The following is a 15,852-nucleotide window of genomic DNA, read 5'->3' as shown; positions in this document are numbered from 1 at the left end:
TTGGGTCAGGCCGAGATCGAAACACCTGTTTCAACGCCGGTTACCCGGCGGAGTTCGTCCGGGGTCATGGCAAAGACCGTCTTGGGTGTTCCTGCCGCCAGCCAGATCGTTTTTTTCGACAGCAGTTTTTCATCAATCAGGGTTTCAACTGGTCCGACATGGCCAAAGGGCGGCACGCCGCCAATGGCATAGCCGGTCGAGGTGCGGACATCGTCTGCCGTCGCCTTGCGGATGGAAAGGCCACCAATCAGACCGGCAACGCGTTTTTCATCGACCTGATCGGCACCGTTCATGATGATCAGGATTGGTTTGTGGCGTTCGGTCATGAACACCAGCGATTTTCCGATATCACTGACATCGCAGCCGATTGCCGATGCGGCATCCGCAGCTGATCTTGTGCCATCGGGAAATTCCAGCACCTTGATATGGTCAAGACCATGTTTGTCGAATGCATTTTGCAGGCACGAAGGAGGTACGACCTGTTTCATTTGGTGGCTCCGAGCTCTTTGGCTTTGCGTTTACGCTTCTGATTGATCAGGTTTAGGGTTTCTACCCCAAGGCTGAATGCCATCGCGAAATAGATGTAACCTTTGGGGACATGGATTTCGACACCGTCCAGTAGCAGGACAAATCCGACCAGGATCAGGAAGGCCAGTGCCAGCATTTTGACCGATGGGTGTTTCTCAACAAAATCTCCAATGGTTTTGGCCGCAGCCAGCATGACGAGAACCGACAGAACAACCGCGATCATCATGATCGAGATATGATCGACCAGTCCGACGGCGGTAATCACACTGTCGAGCGAGAAGATGATATCAAGCAGCATGATCTGGGCTATGGTCATCGCAAAGCCCGACATGATTTTGCCCGGCCCGTGTTCTTCGGGTTCGTCGATTGTGTGATGAATTTCCTTGGACGCCTTGGCAATCAGGAACAACCCGCCGACAATCAGAATAAGATCCCGGCCACTGACTTCCTGCCCAAAGGCGGAAAACATCGGGGCAGTCAGTTCCATCACCCATGCGATACAGGCCAGAAGCACAAGCCGCATGCCCATCGCCCCGATCAGGCCGATACGGCGTGCCGATTTCTGCTGATTTTGCGGGAGTTTGGATACGATCACCGACAGGAAAACAATATTATCGATGCCCAGCACGATTTCGAGAGCGGTCAGGGTGGCAAGCCCCATCCACATATGCGGATCCGTGACCCATTCAAACATGATCTGTTCCCGTTTCTGTGTTCCTGACCGCGATTTCCGCAGCACCGATAAGGTGTAATCACCAGCCATCTAACGCAAGCGTGAATTGATTTTAGTCTGCCAAGATTGGAAAAATGATGGCAACAAAAACAAACAGGTAACGCGGATGACGCCCGATTGTTTCAATCGGCTGTCATTTGTGCCTCATCCAGTAACAAGGATTTCCAAGATGCGCGTTTTTCTTGCCGGTCTGAGCATTGTCGCCGGTCTCGCGACAGCAGCGGTTGCCATCCCTGCCAAGGCCGACCCGGCACCCGATATCGGCAACTGGCAATCGGTTCTGGATCAGGCGCGCGGCCAAACGGTTTACTGGCATGCCTGGGGTGGGGAGCCGCGTATCAATGATTACATCGCATGGGCTGGTGCGCAGGTGCAGGAACGTTATGGCGTAAATGTCGTACAGGTAAAACTTTCCGACACCGCCGATGCGGTGGCAAAGGTGCTTTCGGAAAAGACGGCTGGCGTTGATGATGGCGGGGCGGTCGATATGATCTGGCTGAACGGTGAAAACTTCGCCGCCATGAAGCGCAATGATCTTTTGTTCGGTCCATGGGCGGAACAGACGCCGAATTTTGCCTATGTCGATGTCGAAGGCAAGCCAACCGTCATCAATGATTTCACGATACCGACCATGGGTCTTGAAGCGCCGTGGGGCATGGCGCAGGTCAGTTTCTATTACGACACCGCGCGCCTTGATAGCGTGCCCAGATCAGCACAGGAACTTCTGGAATGGTTGGTTAAACATCCGGGGCGCTTTACCTATCCTCAGCCGCCAAACTATATGGGTTCGACCTTCCTGAAACAAATCCTGACCGAACTGGTTGAAGACCCCAAAGTTCTGCAACAGCCTGCAAATCAGGTAGATGCCGAAAAGGTATTGGCACCACTTTGGGGATATCTTGAAGATTTGCAGCCGCTATTGTGGCGCAATGGACAAGCCTACCCGCAAAACGGCGCGTCATTGCGCACGATGATGGCCGATAACGAGATCGATATCGCGTTTTCGTTCAGTTCCGGCGAAGTATCATCTGCGATCGAAGCTATGGAGCTGCCCGATACAGTCCGGTCCTATGTGTTTGACAACGGCACGCTTGGCAATACCAACTTCGTTGCCATTCCCTATAACGCGTCGGCCAAGGCAGGGGCGGTTGTGCTGGCCGATTTTCTGATGTCGCCCGAAGCCCAGTTGCGTAAACAGGATCCGCAATATTGGGGGGCAGATACGGTGCTGGCGATGGATAAACTTCCTGCGGATATGCAAAAGGCCTTTGCCGATCTTGATCTCGGCATCGCGTCGCTGTCGCCGTCCGAACGTGGGACGGTTTTGCCGGAACCGCATCCAAGCTGGATGGAACTGGTTGAAACCGAATGGCAGAAACGTTATGGCGTGGCCCAATAGACATACATGCTGCGGTTTTTTCCGGCTTTCACCCTTATTCTGATGATCGGTCCGGTTTGCGCCGGGCTGATCGGGACGATGTTGCCCGCATTCGGGTATCTTCCGGCGCTTGGTGGTGACGGAATATCGATTGATCCTTGGCGTGATTTGTTACGTCAGCCTGGATTGGCGATTTCTGTGCGGCTATCGCTTGTGAACGGACTTGTCGCCACCCTGATCTCATTTTCACTTGTCATGCTGTTTTGTGCGGCGTGGCAGGGCACGCGGATTTTTGCGGTGATGCAGCGGTTATTGTCACCAATCTTGTCCGTGCCACATGCTGCTGCGGCTTTTGGTTTGGCATTTCTGATTGCACCAAGCGGCTGGATTGTCCGGGCGGTGGCACCGTTTGCCGGATGGGATCGACCGCCTGATATCGTGACCTTGCATGACCCGATGGGAATTGCCCTTATTGCCGGGCTGGTTGCCAAGGAAATTCCGTTTCTGTTGTTGATGACACTTGCCGCCTTGCCGCAGGCAGATGCAGACCGGACCCGTCAGGTGGTCCTGACGTTTGGCTATGGCCGGGTGGTGGGTTGGCTGAAAGCCGTATTGCCGCGGATCTATCCGCAAATCCGTTTGCCGGTATTGGCGGTGCTGGCTTATTCAACCTCGGTCGTTGATGTCGCGATGATCCTTGGCCCAACGACACCGGCCCCGCTGGCGGTACGTATTCTGGGCTGGTTGTCCGACCCGGACCTGTCGCATCGTTTTCTGGCCTCTGCCGGGGCGATGTTGCAGTTGATCCTTGTGCTTATGGCGATTGTGATCTGGCGGGTAGGGGAAAAGCTGGCCGGATTTTGGGGGCGTTTCTGGGCCGAAGGCGGGATGCGCGGACGACGGGATGGAACCCTTCGCCGTTTTGCTGCGGGTGCGGCTATCCTCTCGGCAGGGGCCGTGTTCCTTGGGCTGGCAAGTCTTCTGGTCTGGAGCTTTGCCGGATACTGGTCGTTTCCGGAATTCCTGCCGCGCAGTTTCAGTCTGCGTCTCTGGATGCGGGAATACGACATGCTGGGTGCGATACTATGGACGACACTTGTGATTGCAGTCTTGTCGGTGATGGTTGCGATTGCACTTGTTCTTGGATGTCTTGAAAACGAAACTCGCCGGTTCCAAAAACCGGGGCAGGGGGCGATGTTATTGATTTATCTGCCGCTTTTGATGCCGCAGATCAGCTTCATGTTCGGGCTTCAGGTGTTTTTCACTGGTATCGGGCTGGAACGTACGTTGATTTCCGTCGTGATCGTTCACTTAATTTTTGTGTTGCCCTATGTTTTTCTATCACTTGCCGATCCGTTTCGCGCCCTTGATCCGCGTTATGGACAAACGGCCCTTTGCCTTGGAGCATCACCGGCACGGGTGTTCTGGCGGGTCCGGTTGCCTTTGCTGACCCGTCCGGTTCTGACGGCTTGTGCGGTCGGTCTTGCGGTCAGTGTCGGGCAATATCTGCCAACCCTTTTGATCGGAGCGGGGCGGTTTGCCACGGTAACGACCGAGGCGGTTGCACTGGCGTCGGGCGGAGACCGGAGGATGATCGGGATTTACGGGCTTTTGCAGATGATCCTGCCTTTTGCCGGTTTTGCCCTGGCTCTTCTGATCCCGGCTGTTGTGTTCCGTCAGCGGCGCGGCATGGCCGACCATAACAGGGGATAGTTGGCATATGAGCAGAATCCTCAACCCCGATAGCACCACATCCAGCGGACTTGAATTGCGCCGGGTTTCCATTCGCCTGAACGGGCGGGGGCTGGTTGATATTGATATCGTGATCAAACCGGGCGAGATCGTGACGCTTATGGGGCCAAGCGGTTCGGGGAAGTCCAGCCTGCTTGCGCATATTTGTGGAACATTGCCATCGGGCCGTGCCGCCGGGTTTGAGGTTGGCGGGCAGGTCGTGTTGAACGGAATGTCGCTGGATGGTTTGGCACCACAGGATCGTCATGTCGGTATCCTGTTTCAGGATGACCTTCTTTTTCCGCATTTATCGGTTGGGGGTAATCTGGCATTTGCCCTGCCGTCGACCATCCGCGGGCGCGACGAACGCAGGCAGCGGATTGATGAAGCACTTGAAAGTGCCGGGCTTGGTGGCTTTGCCGACCGTGATCCTGCGACATTATCCGGGGGCCAACGTGCACGCGTGGCCTTGATGCGGGTGCTGCTGTCCGAACCCGATGCGCTTTTGCTTGATGAACCTTTTTCAAAGCTCGATACCGAATTGCGCGACCAGATCAGAACCTTTGTTTTTGATCAGGCACATTTGCGGGGGCTGCCGACCCTTATGGTCACCCATGATCCTGAGGACGGGGCTGCGGCGGGTGGTAGGATCGTGAATCCGGTATAGCATGCAGGCGGTTTCTGCATGATTTTCACGCTGGTCAATCCGGGCGTTTGGTCCTAAGAGAAACGAACCGCAAAGAATTGTCTTGGGTCCGGGATACAAAATCAAAAGGCCCATGCGGCATCGGAGAATGTCGTGAATGTTTCCAGAAGAAATGTATGCAATCGTTCCGGATGCGCTCGATACCGCAACCTGCGACCGGTTGATTGACGGATTTTCGACCGAGCTTGATGACGGCGGCCTTGTTCAGGGACAATCGGCAAGTCATATCCGCCGCTCACAGATCACTTGGTTTAACGAAACGCAGGAACCGGTCGTGATGCGGCGCATTATCGACATGGTCGCGGACGTCAACCGCAATGTGTTTGATTTTTCTCTGTCGGAGTTTGCCGAAGACGCACAGATCGCCTGCTATGCCGGGGATCAGCGCGGACATTATGACTGGCACAGTGACATTGGCGCGTCCGACATTGCCCGTCGTCGCAAACTGACCATGGTCATCCAGCTTTCCGAACCTGATCAGTATGAAGGCGGCTTGTTGCAACTGAACCCGGCCGGGCATGTTTTTGACGCGCCGATGGAACGCGGTACCGCGATCTTTTTCCCGAGTTTCGTTTTGCACCGCGTGGCACCGACCACCGCCGGTTTGCGTTATTCCCTGACCCAATGGGTGCACGGAACACCTTTCCGCTGATCAGTAGCGTTCCAGCCGGTCGAGCAGGCGCGGATTATGCCATTTCGGCTGGCGGTCTTCGAGTGCGGCTTCGTGGTGCTGGACGCTGGCATTGTCGGCCTTTTGTTTATCAAGGCGCAAATTGATCCAGCGCGGAATGATCTCATTGTTGAAATCTTCCATCAGAAGCACGGCGGCTGTTTCGAAATTGTCGAACGGAATACGGGCGATTTCGGCAAAGTATGCCGCCAGACAATCCGGTCTGAGGATCAGCCGGTCAGGAACATAACGCAGCGTCATGCGTGCGGGAAAAACGGTTTCGCATCCGGTCAGCTCGCTTTGTAACGTCACGACATAGTCAAGCTGCGCCCCCGGATTATGTTCGGTCAGCAACAGGTTTCGACGTTCAAATATTTCCAGCATCGGCGCGACCTGTGATTATTCAGATGAATATTCAAGATTACTCCTGCCCGGCAGGAACGAAAAGGCTTCATTTCAAGGACATATCCCGGCATAGCCGAAAAGCTTATGCTTCGATCCCGTGATGGGAACCCGGCTTGGGTTCGTTGGCCGGTGGGGCGATTTCGACGAAGCGGCTACCATCCTGAAAAATCAGGTGGCCCTTATAGCCGGAAATCTGCAATGCCTCGCGGAAGATACCGCGGATGTCGTCACGATTATCCGATTGCAGCGGATTTTCAGTGCGCACGATCAAATCGAACTTGCTGTCTTCGCCTTTGACCAGACCGTCAAGCTGGGTGTGGCCCACCTCGCTAAAAGACAGATCAAGCAGGAAACGCGTACCGGGTTCTTCCTTTTCGCCCTTTTCGTTTTCACCGTCGCCATGTCGCCACGCAAGGCGCACCTGTTCGATCCGTTCACCCATCTGAAACGGCATCGGCATCACACGCCAGCCATCGGGGCGTTCATCGGCGGCCATACCGCGCAGGGTGGCAAAATCACCTTCAAGCTTTTTAAGGATCTCACTGCCGCGGCCGTCAATTGATGACAGGCTGTTGCTGGCACGGTCCCCCATCCAGCCGCGTGCGGTGCCGCCGGGGCCGGTCATGGCAGCAAAAAAGAACATCATGGTGGTGGTCAGTTTCGGTCCGGCCTGCGGGATGCTGTTTAACAGGGCTGCTGCCGCACCGGGATCATGTTGTGCCAGTGCCGTAACGGCCTGCTGCAGGCTGCTCCAGTCACGCGACAAGGCAGCATTCTGGCCGCGTGCAATAAATTCCGCCTCGGTCATTTGGGGGATTTGTGGGCTGCGTCCGGTCGTGGTGCTGGCATCAATGCTGAATGAAAGGGTTGCACCAACGGGCGCTGGAACCGGCAATCTGATTCCTACGACACCAGCAGATGTGCGAAGGGCAGTAAAGCCATTTGGTAACATGCGGGCTTCGGCGCTGTCAGGGGGCAGAACCGTCCCTGTCAGAACCAACGGTGTCGGGGCCGTGCCCCCAGACCCGCCTGCAACGACCTGACCGGCAAGACCCGCTGTCGAAGGCCCTGTCAAAGTACCACCGGTAGCAATCGTCGGGGGGGGGCCGGTTGTTCCCGCGGAAGTCATATTTGCAATCTGGGCGGCTTTCCCGGCGCTGACGGCACCTTGTCCGACAAAGATAACCTGTGTCTGGCTTCCAGCAGGCAACTGGTTGCCATTGGGCAGCGTCAGGCTGCTTGTTGTGATGGCGCCAAAGGTTTGACCGGGGATCAGCGGATTGCTGTTGATGCCCGCAGTTGGTAAGCCGCTGCCAGTTCCAGTTGCCCCCGGTGTCAGTGTTTGCGGCAGAACCTGAAGACGAAGGGATGCTGCTGGATCGGCTCCCTGCTGCGCCTGGGGCATGATACGAACCCACAGGAAGTCACCAAGATTGGCTGGAAGTGGTGTCGGCAGCTTTATGTTCACCTGACCCAGACTGGTCAGAAGAGTCAATTCATTGCCCGAACGTGACTGGACCGACGCCTGAAGCAGGCTTTCGACCGGCAGTTTTGCAATGGCATTGGCGACCTGTTGTGCGGCACTGACCTGTGCCGGTGGCGTGCCTGTCCCACCTGCCGCCGAACCACCCTGACCGCCGACTGCGGTACCGGGTGTTATGGCCTGAGGCGGGAGTGTCATGGCATCAGCCCTCCAGCAGTTTTTGCGTGATCGCTTCCATGTCTTGGGCGGCATCGCAATTGGGATGACGCATCAGAAGCGGGGTTTGCGAACGAATGCATTCCGAAACACGCGGATCAGCACGTACAACGCCCAAAAGCGGCGGGCTGATCTTCAGGAAACCTTCGCAGGCTTTGAGAAGTTTGTTATAGATCGCCTCGCCTTCCTTGCGGTCCTTGGCCATATTCACCACCACACGGATATCGGTTTTGGGGCGGGCCATATGGGTGACCTTGATAAAGGCATAGGCATCGGTCAGCGATGTCGGGTCACCGTTGGTAATGACAATGACCGTGTTGGCAAGGCTGGTCATCTGGCGCACGCCCTGATCAACGCCTGCGCCGAGATCAATCAGCACCTTGTCATAGCTTTTGCCGGTCTGGATCAGATCGTCGGAAAGGGCCTGAAGGCGGGTGACCGGCAGATTGGCAAGACTGCCCGATCCGCTGCGCCCCGCAATGATATCAAAGCCGCCATCAGGGAACGGAGTTACAGCTTCGCGCAAGCCGATCCGGCCGGAAATCACGCCGCCCAGATCATGTTTGGGCATCAGGCCAAGCTGGATATCAATGTTGGCAAGGCCAAGGTCACCGTCAAACAAAAGGGCCTTTTTGCCTTCGCGCACCAGCGAATGGGTCAGGGTAATGGCAAACCAGGTCTTGCCCACGCCCCCCTTGCCTGATGCAATGGCAAGGACGTTGCGGCCTTTGGCACGCGGAGCAGTTTTGGATACTTCATCAGACTTGGCAGTCATTTCACGACCTCGGAGAAACTCGGTTTCGCGTTCTCGGCGCGATGGGACGGTATCAGAAGTTTGGCCAGAGCGACGGGGCTGATCGCGGTCAGTCCGTCTGCAACCTGTGCGGTCATACTGACATTGCAAAGGGAAAGATTTCCTGAATCCGCACCGTATAGCGCGCCGCCAAGGCGCGATGCAACATCCAGTCTGGAAATCACCATGCGCGAAACACCGCAATCGGCAAAGGCACTGGCGATATCGGCGCATTCATCGGCGTCGACCCCTGCGGGATTGACCAGTACGGGTTCGCTGGGAACGGCAGTCATGAAATCGCCCAAAGCCTTTATGTCGGCATCGACATAGGGATTGCAGCTTGCCGTGTCGACAAGAACCATATCGGCATCCCGCATGCGGGAAAATTGCGATTTGAATTCTTCGGGGGTTCTGACCAGTGACAGATTGATGTTCAGAATACGCGTGAAGGCCTCAAGCTGTGCGACACCACCCGCGCGTTTGTAATCGGTGGTCAGTACCGCAACCTTGCGTTTTTTCATCACGGCACGTGCAGCGGTTTTGGCAACGGCCAATGTTTTGCCACAACCGGGAGGCCCGACAAAGGCAAGAGCGCGCGGCGTGTTTTTTTCCGGTAGTGGTGAAAAATCGAAAATCTCGTCAAGGGCGGATGCCAGAAGCTGCTGGGCATTGGTGGCACCGCTTTCACGGCCCATAAGATCGGTCAAACGCAGTCGCAGCCGTTCAGGCAGATTATGGCGCAGCAGGGCCTTTTCGGCGTGATCAAGCAGTTCCTGATGGCCCGGCGGGCCCGCATCGACAATATCGAAATCAAGATCGGGGTCGCGGTCAAGGGCCGCGGTAAGGCGAACACCCGTGCCCGGGATATCCTGTGTCGACACGATAATGGCGTCCGATCCCATATGCTCTTTGACCAGTGCCATCGCCTCGGTCATGGTCGGGGCGCTGAAGGTCTTAAGGCGCATATGCTGTCCCCTCGCAACGGATCATCATATTTGCCCCATGGTTTTAAGTTGAGCCTTGGGATGGATTTCGTTCTGGGACATCACAACCGTGGTTGGCCGGAACCGTTCGACAATGGACCGGACATAGGGACGAATACCCGGGCTTGTCAGCAGAACCGGACTTTCGCCCATCATGCCTAGCCGCTCGAACGTGGTACGCACTTTGTTGATGAATTCCTGAAGTTGGCTTGGCGGGATCGACAGTTGTTTTTCCTCGCCAGAACCAACCAGACTTTCGGCAAAGATCTGCTCCCACTGCGGTGACAGGGTCACAAGCGGTATGACGCCATCATGGTTGGTATTCACATCCGACAATTGGCGCGCCAGACGGGACCGCACATGTTCGGTCATGAAGGTCGGATTGCGGGTAAAGGCGGTTGATTCCGCAATCCCTTCGAGGATGGTCGGCAGATCGCGGATCGATATGCGTTCGGTCAGAAGGTTTTGCAGAACGCGCTGAACCCCGCCAACGGAAACCTGACCCGGGACGATATCCTCGACCAGCTTTTTCTGGTCGTCGTCGAGTTCGTCCAGAAGCTTCTGTGTTTCGGCATAGGACAGCAGTTCGGGCATATGGTCCTTGATCACCTCGGTAATGTGGGTGGTGATCACGGTTTGCGGGTCCACAACGGTATAGCCGCGGAACATGGCCTCTTCCTTCATGCCCTGTTCGATCCACATGGCCGGCAGGTTGAAGGTCGGTTCCATGGTCTTTTCACCGGCAAGGGTGATTTCCTCGCCGCGCGGGTCCATGACCAGCAGCATATTGGGGCGAAGGTCACCACGGCCGGCCTCTATCTCCTTGACGCGCAGCACATAGGTATTGGCGGGCAGCTGCATATTGTCCTGAATGCGCACGCTGGGCATGACAAAGCCCATATCAGTGGCAAGCTGCCGACGCAGGGCCTTGATCTGATCTGTCAGTTTCTGGCCGCGTTCGGTACTGATCAGTGACAGCAGGCCGTATCCCAGTTCAAGCCGCACATAATCCATGCGAAGCGCATTGGCGATCGGTTCTTCGGGCGGCGGGCCTGCGGCGTCGGCTGCGGTCTGGGCTTCTTCCATCTGGGCGTTGGCAGCAGCTTCTTTCTGCTTTTTGCCAAGATGCCATGCCAGATATCCCAGCACGATCGCCAGACCAAGGAACCAGATCATCGGAATGCCGGGCAAAAGCGACATGCCCGCCATCATCGCGGCCGCAACACCAAGGGCGGCGGGGTAATTGCTGACCTGTCCGAAAACGGCCTTTTCGGTTGCGCCGTCAAGGCCACCCTTGGTGACCAGAAGGCCCGCAGCCGTCGACACGATCAGGGCGGGAATCTGGGATACCAGACCGTCACCAACAGTCAGGATGGTATAGGTTTCGGTGGCCTCGGCCAGTGACAGGCCCATCTGGGCGGTACCGATGATTATACCACCGATCACGTTGATGAAGGTGATCAGGATACCGGCGACCGCATCGCCGCGGACAAATTTGGATGCACCATCCATGGAACCGAAGAAAGAGCTTTCGTCTTCCAGTTCCTTACGGCGTGCCTTTGCCTGCGCTTCGTTGATCAGCCCCGATGACAGATCGGCGTCAATTGCCATCTGTTTGCCGGGCATGGCATCAAGGGTGAAACGAGCCGCGACCTCGGCGATACGACCGGAACCCTTGGTGATAACCACAAAGTTGATGATCACAAGGATGGCAAAAACAATAATCCCGATCACGAAATTGCCCGAGATCAGGAAGCTGCCGAACGCCTCGATCACGGCACCGGCAGCATGGGTGCCTTCGTGTCCGTGGCCCAGAATTAGACGCGTGGTTGCAATGTTTAGCGCCAGTCGAAGCGACGTAGCGACCAGCAGGATCATCGGGAAAGAGTTGAATTCAAGCGGCTTCTGGATGAATAGCGACGTCATCAGGATCAGCACTGAGAAGCTGATCGACAGGGCGAGCAGGAAGTCTAGCAGCCAGGGCGGCATCGGGAACATCATGACCACAAGGATCAGGATGAAGCCAAGCGCCATGGCGATGTCGCCACGTCTCAAGGCCGAGCGGACGCGCGACTGGATACCGGCCATGTTCAGGCCGCCTGCGCCGCCCGATCCTTCCGATCCGTCAGATCCTGCCGGTGTGATGTCTCGACCGTCGGCCATGTTGCCTGTTGGTTACCCTATGTTGTTCGATCCCGGGAATGCATCCCTTAGTTCTGATATGGGGTGCACCGGTCGTTTTGTAATATTCAGTCCTGGCCATTGCCGGGTTGCGGCACGGCAAGACCTTCATCGGTATATTGACGCAGCTTGTTGCGTAGCGTGCGGATCGAAATGCCCAGAATGTTGGCCGCATGGGTGCGGTTGCCAAAGCAATGTTTCAGCGTATCAATAATCAGATCGCGTTCGACATCGGCAACAGTTCGACCGACCAGTGCCGCGGTTACCGAAGAGTCTCCGTAGGTTTGATCTGTGGAACCGGCATCATGATCGACAGGTTCAGCCGGGCAGGGCGATGCGTAATCATCGTGATGATGAGGCTGCGGTGCAGGCGGAACCGGACGATAGGCGGCACCACCATAAGCTGCGTGGGCATTTGCATAGGCCGAACTTGCGCGTGACGGGGCACTTGGTGCCGGTTGTGCCGGGGCAGGTGCCGATGTCTGCGCGGGCGCTGCTTCGGGTGCCGGAGCTGATTGCCAGCCCGGTTCGCTGCTACCCGCGCCGGAAAGCATGATGGCCTCGGGGCCGATTTCGGTTGGGCCGGCGATCAAGACCGCGCGATGCATGGTGTTTTCCAGTTCTCGAACGTTGCCGCGCCAATGGTGGCTGCGCAAACGTGCGATTGCCAGCGGGCTGATCGGTCGAATCGGCACATCATTGGCTTCGGAATATTTTTTCACAAAGAATTCCGCCAGAACCGGAATATCGTCGGGCCGCTCGCGCAGCGAGGGAATATCAAGATTGACGACGTTCAGTCGGAAATACAAATCCTCGCGGAAATTGCCGGCATTGACTTCGGCCTCAAGATTGCGGTTCGAGGTTGCCAGAATACGGACATCGACCTTGACCGGGCTTTTACCGCCCAAACGGTCGATTTCCTTTTCCTGAATGGCGCGCAGCAGTTTTGCCTGCAGGCGAACATCCATTTCGCTGATTTCATCAAGCAAAAGGGTACCGTTATTGGCTTCTTCGAACTTGCCGATACGCCGGGCCTGTGCGCCGGTAAAGGCACCTTTTTCATGACCAAACAGTTCGGATTCCAGAAGGTTATCGGGAATGGCAGCACAGTTGACCGCAACGAACGGTTTATCTGCGCGGTTGGATTTCCGATGTACGAAGCGCGAGATGATTTCCTTACCGGTTCCGCTTTCACCCGTGATCAGGATGGATGCACTGCTTTTGGCGACCTGTTCGGCAAGACGCAGGGTTTCAGCCATGCGGGCATCGCGATGGATCAGGGCATGGCTTTCTTCGGTAACGGCTTCGAGGATGGCGGCAATCAGATCGGCTTCGGGTGGCAGCGGGATGAATTCCTGTGCACCGGCCTTGATCGCATTGACCGCACCATTGACGTCATTTCCGATACCGCAGGCCACCACCGGAACATTGATGCGTTCACGGTGCATTGCCTCGATCAGGGCGGCGACATCAAGGGTGATGTCGGCCATGACCAGATCAATACGGTTGCCTGCGCGCAGGATATTCAGCGATGTCGTGACACTTTCGGCCAACTGGACTGTTGCGCCGCGTGCCATCGCGATCTTGCTGGCTGCGCCGATCTGACCGCCCAGTCCACCAACGATCAATACCTGCATAGTCTCATCTCTTTCCGCTTCGTTCCCAATGGCAATTTCAATTGGCGGCTTTCACCGATCAATCGAAATAGCTGACCCGTTTTGACGGGGGCAGGATGGAGTTGATCAGCATTTCCAGACGACGGGGGTTTTCCTGTCGCCCGATGGAGACGGCCCCCACCATATAGACCGAATTCAAAAGTTCTTCTTCGCCCGAGTTGCGTTCGAGTTTGGCTGCAAGCGGCATAAACACCATGTTTGCCAGAACCGCACCATAGAAAGTCGTCAGAAGCGCAACTGCCATGGACGGGCCGATCGAAGACGGGTCATCAAGGTTGCCGAGCATCTGCACCAGACCGATCAGCGTCCCGATCAGGCCCATGGCCGGCGCGATATCGCCAGCCTTTTTCATGATGTTCGCACCTTTCTGGTGGCGTCCGATGGTGGCGTTCATGTCCTTGCGCATGATGGCTTCGACTTCTTCGGGGGGCGTGCCGTCGACAACAAGTGACAGACCCTTCCAGAGATATTCTTCGCTTTGCAGGCTATCAAGATGGCCCTGAAGCGACAGAACCCCGCCTTTACGCGCAATTTCAGCCAGTTGCAAAATCTGCAGGGCGGCATCGGCCGGGTTGCGCGATCTGTGAAAAATCGTGCGCATCAGGACTTTGCCAGCGCCAAGAAATTCGCCCAAAGCAAAACAGACAGCGGTAATCGCAGCCGTCCCGCCGATCACGATCAGAACGGATGGAATATCGATAAATGCCCCGGGCGATCCCCCCAATACGATCGCCGCAATCACAAGTGCGAAGCCGATAGCCAACCCCGCAACCGTCGCGATATCAAACGACGTTTTAGTCCCCCCGTCCGCCATACCCGCTCATCCTCTCAAAAGACTAGTTTTTCTCGGACTTGATGATTTCCGTCATGGTTACCCCCAGACGGTCTTCGACAACCACCACTTCGCCGCGTGCGACCAGACGGTTGTTTACATAAATATCAATAGCTTCCCCAACCTTGCGGTCAAGCTCTACGACGGCACCACGCCCCAGTTTTAGCAACTGGCTCACCTGCATGGTTGCTTTTCCAAGGACTGCCGAAACCTGAACGGGAATATCATAAACCGCTTCGAGATCCTTGGAAGTCTTCATGGCATCGCTGCCGATCTCGGCGGCGGCCAGAAGTTCGGTGCCTTCGCCCTCTAGCTCGATATCGTCATTGTCGAGTTCCGAGAGTTCAAGATCGTCATCATCGGCCATTTTCGTCTCCTGGTCCTTGAGCTTCCTGCGTCACATCGACTTTTGTTTCGTTTTCGACATCGGGTTTGTGATCCGGCTGCAACGGGTCCCCATCCTGTTGTAGCTGATCATCTTTATCGTTGATCCCGATTTCTATGTGCGACGCATCATCCTGGGGGGATGTTGGCATATTAACCCGTTCTGTGCCATGACCTTCTTCGGTCTGACCGGTCGATACAGTCGTGTCGTGTGATCCTGTTCCCTCGGCGTCAAGCCGGTTTCCAGGTGCCGGTTCCGGATCGGAAGTCGGTACCTCGGACCTTGCCGGGGGCTGTTTGGGCGGCAGGTCGGCCAGACTGGTGTCTTGTATGACAGGATCGCCCATATCGCTGCCGTCGAGCTCATACTCCTCGCCATGGCCTTGAAGGGCGCGCTCCACGATATCGTTGATCTCGGCCCATATGCGTTTGGTATCGCGAACCGCTGTTCCGTCGCCCCATGAAACATGGCAATCACCAAGATCGATATCGGGTTCGCCAACCACACCGACCTTGCCCGAGAACCCCCGCGACTGCGCGATTTTTTCAACACTTTCCGAAACCATATGGCTGATATCGGGATGGACCTGCACAATCACCTTGGGCGCGTCAAACAGGTTTGCCAGACATTGACGTACGATGCTTTCGATTTCGATCAGTTCAAACTGTTTCGACCAGGCCGGCGCAATTTTGCGCATCACGCCGATAGCAACATGAATGGCGTCCTCGTTGATGCGGGCGTTGGCGCGTTTTTGCTGCTCGTCAATCCGGGCAAGGGTCTCGGCAAGACGTGCCGAAGTATCTGCCATCGCCTGTTCAAGGGATGATCGAATTTCAGCATGTCCCTGTTCAAGGCCACGGGCAAAACCTTCGGCATCGGCGACTTCGCGGGCCGCGGCCTCAGCTTCGGCTATCATCTGGGCGGCTTGTTGTTCGGTGTAAATTGCCGGAGGAGGGGGCGGGGCCTCTTCCTCTTTTTTCTTTTTCTTTTTGCCCAGAGAATAATGTTCATCATCCGAACCGGACGAACGAATGACGTTATCGGCATCATCGAAACTGAGCGAGAATTTGAATTTTTCAATGGCCGTCATATCGAACCGCTGGTTTGGTTTGGGCGACAAGCGGGCCGGTGGCTTTACGCCACCCTGCCCAT

At 56.1% G+C, this 15,852-nt stretch carries 15 protein-coding genes; 4 read left to right on the top strand and 11 right to left on the bottom strand.

Going from position 1 to position 15,852, the window contains the following annotated elements:
• Window positions 1-5: 5 nt before the first annotated feature.
• Window positions 6-488: a YbaK/EbsC family protein gene (locus AUP42_RS17865; protein WP_062952919.1), complete on the bottom strand. Its 483-nt coding sequence runs from the start codon at window positions 486-488 to the stop codon at window positions 6-8.
• Window positions 485-1,222 (bottom strand): TerC family protein, encoded by a 738-nt coding sequence (locus AUP42_RS17860; protein ID WP_062952918.1) that lies wholly within the window; start codon window positions 1,220-1,222, stop codon window positions 485-487. Before AUP42_RS17860 ends, AUP42_RS17865 begins: the two co-directional genes overlap by 4 nt.
• A 208-nt stretch (window positions 1,223-1,430) precedes the next feature.
• Here AUP42_RS17860 and AUP42_RS17855 point away from each other — a divergent pair, with 208 nt between their 5' ends.
• The 4 genes from AUP42_RS17855 (at window position 1,431) to AUP42_RS17840 (ending at window position 5,728) form a co-directional block, all read left to right on the top strand.
• Window positions 1,431-2,660, top strand: a complete 1,230-nt coding sequence (locus AUP42_RS17855; RefSeq protein WP_062952917.1) for an ABC transporter substrate-binding protein — start codon at window positions 1,431-1,433, stop codon at window positions 2,658-2,660.
• Window positions 2,661-2,666: 6 nt separating this feature from the next.
• Window positions 2,667-4,352, top strand: coding sequence for an ABC transporter permease (locus AUP42_RS17850; RefSeq protein ID WP_062952916.1), 1,686 nt, complete (start codon window positions 2,667-2,669; stop codon window positions 4,350-4,352).
• 7 nt (window positions 4,353-4,359) lie between these two features.
• On the top strand, window positions 4,360-5,037 hold the full coding sequence (locus AUP42_RS17845; protein WP_062952915.1) for an ATP-binding cassette domain-containing protein: 678 nt from the start codon (window positions 4,360-4,362) through the stop codon (window positions 5,035-5,037).
• A 136-nt stretch (window positions 5,038-5,173) separates the two neighbouring features.
• Window positions 5,174-5,728: a prolyl hydroxylase family protein gene (locus AUP42_RS17840; protein ID WP_062952914.1), complete on the top strand. Its 555-nt coding sequence runs from the start codon at window positions 5,174-5,176 to the stop codon at window positions 5,726-5,728.
• Here AUP42_RS17840 and AUP42_RS17835 read toward each other — a convergent pair whose 3' ends face one another.
• The 9 genes from AUP42_RS17835 to AUP42_RS17795 all read right to left on the bottom strand — a co-directional run bounded on the left by AUP42_RS17835 (window position 5,729) and on the right by AUP42_RS17795 (window position 15,790).
• Window positions 5,729-6,130: a hypothetical protein gene (locus tag AUP42_RS17835; RefSeq protein WP_062952913.1), complete on the bottom strand. Its 402-nt coding sequence runs from the start codon at window positions 6,128-6,130 to the stop codon at window positions 5,729-5,731.
• A 103-nt stretch (window positions 6,131-6,233) separates the two neighbouring features.
• Window positions 6,234-7,832, bottom strand: coding sequence for a hypothetical protein (locus AUP42_RS17830; protein ID WP_062952912.1), 1,599 nt, complete (start codon window positions 7,830-7,832; stop codon window positions 6,234-6,236).
• A gap of 4 nt (window positions 7,833-7,836) precedes the next feature.
• Window positions 7,837-8,625 carry a MinD/ParA family protein gene (locus AUP42_RS17825; RefSeq protein WP_062952911.1) on the bottom strand — a complete coding sequence of 263 codons (789 nt, stop codon included), beginning with the start codon at window positions 8,623-8,625 and terminating at the stop codon, window positions 7,837-7,839.
• A complete protein-coding gene (locus AUP42_RS17820) occupies window positions 8,622-9,608 on the bottom strand; it encodes a GTP-binding protein (protein WP_062952910.1) in 987 nt (328 codons plus the stop codon). Before AUP42_RS17820 ends, AUP42_RS17825 begins: the two co-directional genes overlap by 4 nt.
• Before the next feature lie 24 nt (window positions 9,609-9,632).
• Complete coding sequence (gene flhA, locus AUP42_RS17815; RefSeq protein WP_062952909.1) at window positions 9,633-11,789, bottom strand: flagellar biosynthesis protein FlhA; 2,157 nt, start codon at window positions 11,787-11,789, stop codon at window positions 9,633-9,635.
• Between the two features lie 86 nt (window positions 11,790-11,875).
• Window positions 11,876-13,444 (bottom strand): sigma-54-dependent transcriptional regulator, encoded by a 1,569-nt coding sequence (locus AUP42_RS17810; RefSeq protein ID WP_062952908.1) that lies wholly within the window; start codon window positions 13,442-13,444, stop codon window positions 11,876-11,878.
• 58 nt (window positions 13,445-13,502) lie between these two features.
• Entirely contained in the window at window positions 13,503-14,297 is a 795-nt protein-coding gene (locus tag AUP42_RS17805; protein ID WP_062952907.1) for a motility protein A, read from the bottom strand.
• A gap of 22 nt (window positions 14,298-14,319) precedes the next feature.
• The gene (fliN, locus tag AUP42_RS17800; protein ID WP_007091338.1) at window positions 14,320-14,682 is read right to left on the bottom strand and encodes a flagellar motor switch protein FliN; all 363 of its coding nucleotides are present in this window, start codon (window positions 14,680-14,682) and stop codon (window positions 14,320-14,322) included.
• Window positions 14,672-15,790, bottom strand: coding sequence for a FliH/SctL family protein (locus tag AUP42_RS17795; RefSeq protein WP_062952906.1), 1,119 nt, complete (start codon window positions 15,788-15,790; stop codon window positions 14,672-14,674). Before AUP42_RS17795 ends, fliN begins: the two co-directional genes overlap by 11 nt.
• Between the last annotated feature and the right edge of the window lie 62 nt (window positions 15,791-15,852).

It is taken from the genome of Thalassospira lucentensis (genome assembly GCF_001613805.1).
Classification (GTDB): domain Bacteria; phylum Pseudomonadota; class Alphaproteobacteria; order Rhodospirillales; family Thalassospiraceae; genus Thalassospira; species Thalassospira lucentensis_A.
This window is presented reverse-complemented; position numbering and strand designations above follow the sequence as displayed.

Coding starts and splice junctions, on each gene's coding strand:
- AUP42_RS17795 (WP_062952906.1), bottom strand. CDS start 15,790: ATGACGGCCATTGAAAAATTCAAATTCTCGCTCAGTTTCGATGATGCC.
- AUP42_RS17865 (WP_062952919.1), bottom strand. CDS start 488: ATGAAACAGGTCGTACCTCCTTCGTGCCTGCAAAATGCATTCGACAAA.
- AUP42_RS17840 (WP_062952914.1), top strand. CDS start 5,174: ATGTTTCCAGAAGAAATGTATGCAATCGTTCCGGATGCGCTCGATACC.
- AUP42_RS17845 (WP_062952915.1), top strand. CDS start 4,360: ATGAGCAGAATCCTCAACCCCGATAGCACCACATCCAGCGGACTTGAA.
- AUP42_RS17825 (WP_062952911.1), bottom strand. CDS start 8,625: ATGACTGCCAAGTCTGATGAAGTATCCAAAACTGCTCCGCGTGCCAAA.
- flhA (WP_062952909.1), bottom strand. CDS start 11,789: ATGGCCGACGGTCGAGACATCACACCGGCAGGATCTGACGGATCGGAA.
- AUP42_RS17835 (WP_062952913.1), bottom strand. CDS start 6,130: ATGCTGGAAATATTTGAACGTCGAAACCTGTTGCTGACCGAACATAAT.
- AUP42_RS17830 (WP_062952912.1), bottom strand. CDS start 7,832: ATGACACTCCCGCCTCAGGCCATAACACCCGGTACCGCAGTCGGCGGT.
- AUP42_RS17850 (WP_062952916.1), top strand. CDS start 2,667: ATGCTGCGGTTTTTTCCGGCTTTCACCCTTATTCTGATGATCGGTCCG.
- AUP42_RS17805 (WP_062952907.1), bottom strand. CDS start 14,297: ATGGCGGACGGGGGGACTAAAACGTCGTTTGATATCGCGACGGTTGCG.
- fliN (WP_007091338.1), bottom strand. CDS start 14,682: ATGGCCGATGATGACGATCTTGAACTCTCGGAACTCGACAATGACGAT.
- AUP42_RS17820 (WP_062952910.1), bottom strand. CDS start 9,608: ATGCGCCTTAAGACCTTCAGCGCCCCGACCATGACCGAGGCGATGGCA.
- AUP42_RS17810 (WP_062952908.1), bottom strand. CDS start 13,444: ATGCAGGTATTGATCGTTGGTGGACTGGGCGGTCAGATCGGCGCAGCC.
- AUP42_RS17860 (WP_062952918.1), bottom strand. CDS start 1,222: ATGTTTGAATGGGTCACGGATCCGCATATGTGGATGGGGCTTGCCACC.
- AUP42_RS17855 (WP_062952917.1), top strand. CDS start 1,431: ATGCGCGTTTTTCTTGCCGGTCTGAGCATTGTCGCCGGTCTCGCGACA.